Source organism: Methylobacterium sp. E-065 (assembly GCF_022829605.1).
In the GTDB taxonomy this organism is placed as follows: domain Bacteria; phylum Pseudomonadota; class Alphaproteobacteria; order Rhizobiales; family Beijerinckiaceae; genus Methylobacterium.
In genome coordinates this window covers 1-1976 of sequence record NZ_JAKSYD010000210.1, presented here as the reverse complement: position 1 = coordinate 1976, position 1976 = coordinate 1, and the positions used below count along the sequence as shown (strand labels likewise).

The window sequence follows — 1976 nt, the reverse complement described above, 5'->3', positions numbered from 1 at the left end:
GATGGCCATCGTCGATGAGCTGGTGGCTGAAGCCGTCCAGGTGCTTCGCGCCTGTGGTTGTACGGTCGAGCCGTGGAGCAGCAACTATCCGCTCTGGCTGGTCGATGGGGAGACGTTCACCGATGGCGGCGTCATGGTGCTTGCCCTGCGCCTCAATCGAGTGAGTCCCGAAAACCGACTGCATTAGTCCGGGGCGAGGTATCCGACGCAGAAGCGGCGAATGCGAGAGCCGCGTTGGAACGGAATGCCTCCGACGTGCGCTGAGTGTACCGGCCGGGAATGACGCCGCAGGCGCAGCCGCAAAATGGTGTCTCACGGATGCCATAGCTTCAGGAACGAGATTTGATGCGTTGGCAAGTGATCATGTGCTTAAGCGCAGGTCTGATCGCGGCATGTATGACTTCAGCCTATGCTGACGTAAAAGTCGAGGATGCTAAGATCACGGGCGGGTACCTGTGGGTACTCGGGTATGCCGACGAGTCAGACAGTGAAATCACCCTCGACGGCAAATTTCCCCAGCATACTGATGCCCGAGGCTATTTCGAGTTTCGGGTGGTTTATCACCCAGCCACGTGTATCGCGACGCTTCGGACACCCAACCAGTCGCGCGATGTCGTGGTGAGTGGCTGCGGCCAGCAAGGACCACAGGCGCCGGGGCTTACTGGTCCGGCAGGATCGCCCGGTCCACGTGGCGAGGCAGGGCTGAGGGGAGAGGCAGGCTCAAAAGGCGAGGCGGGGGCGATGGGTCTGCCCGGTCCTAAGGGGATGATCGGTCCTGCTGGTGCACAGGGCGAACCCGGTCCAGCGGGCCCCGAAGGGCCGGCCGGTATAGCCGGAGAGGTCGGACCAGCCGGGCCTTCCGGGCCTTCTGGGCCACGAGGACCCCAAGGTGTTCCTGGCCCAGTGGGGAAGATGGGGCCGCCTGGTACCCACGCCACGGCGAAACCTCCGTCGGCGACGGGGTCGGCGACCAAACGGGAAGCGGCGCGTCCGCAGCCCGAGCCGGAGGCTTCGCCCGGGGCTCCGAACGGGCCTGAGCCTGGGTCAGGGGCCGCAGTTGACGACCGCTACTGAGCGTTCGCCGCAGAGGCGGGCTCACAGGGCCGGGGTCAGGCTCCACAGGCACAGGAGGCTGGAACAGCTACCGTCATGGCGCCTTCCGCTCCTGAAATTGGATCCCGGCTCCGCTCTCAAAAATAAACTCCAGCTCCGAGGTCATGGCACCAGTCCCGTCAGCCCACAGGCCGCCAGCGCCGTCACCAGCACCGTGAAGCCCACCAGCGAACCCGTGCTGCCGATCTTGGCCTGAACTCGGCGGCTCACCGGCCACCACCCTTCTTGGCGAACTCCCAGACCGGAATGCCCCAGACCTGGCCCGGCCCATTCCGATAGCCGGCGGTCCGCTCGAACAGGATCCGGGTCGTCTCGACGCCTATGGCCGGCTGGCTTCCGACCATCAGCACCCCGCAGTGATCGACCCGGATCGTGCTATGCTCCGGATGAACCGCGAATAGCTCCTGCGCAGTCCAGCCAAGGCGATGCGCCTCAGCGCCGAACCGGTCACAGAAGCCGATGGCGTTCTCGCGGATCGTCGCCCATTTGGCCGGGGCCAGATATCGGCAGGGCGAGGCGTGAGGCGATAGGTTCTCCAATGCACTTCGCCAGCCGGCGACGACATCGGGGAGCGGGGTGGGGGCGAGACTGGCTGACATCCGGCCGAGCTACGGGAGGACGCGTCATTCGGCCATGTGGCGAGACGCGCCAGACCTTCAACCTATGTTGGTCACGCCAGTCCGCTGATGCCCGACAGACCCCTCCCTACCTGTATGATCCCGCGGTGTGGTGGTACGGTTGACCACCATGCGGCAAGAGATGCGCTATGGGCCAAATTCTTCACGGCAGCGCCCGCACGACGGAGGCGGTCCGTCGCGCAATACAGCTCCGTAAAGAGAGTGTGAGAGCGGCGGCCAAGCGCT

At 64.9% G+C, this 1976-nt stretch carries 2 protein-coding genes and 1 pseudogene; 2 read left to right on the top strand and 1 reads right to left on the bottom strand.

Going from position 1 to position 1976, the window contains the following annotated elements; all coding sequences use genetic code 11:
- Positions 1-187, top strand: a 187-nt coding sequence (locus tag MKK84_RS25585) for a hypothetical protein (RefSeq protein WP_243924840.1), incomplete at its 5' end; no start/stop codon positions are given.
- 1132 nt (positions 188-1319) lie between these two features.
- Here the strand turns inward: MKK84_RS25585 and MKK84_RS25580 are convergent.
- Complete coding sequence (locus MKK84_RS25580; RefSeq protein ID WP_243924839.1) at positions 1320-1712, bottom strand: hypothetical protein; 393 nt, start codon at positions 1710-1712, stop codon at positions 1320-1322.
- Positions 1713-1879: 167 nt separating this feature from the next.
- Here MKK84_RS25580 and MKK84_RS25575 point away from each other — a divergent pair.
- Positions 1880-1976 (top strand): annotated as a pseudogene (locus MKK84_RS25575) (IS481 family transposase); the annotation flags it as partial.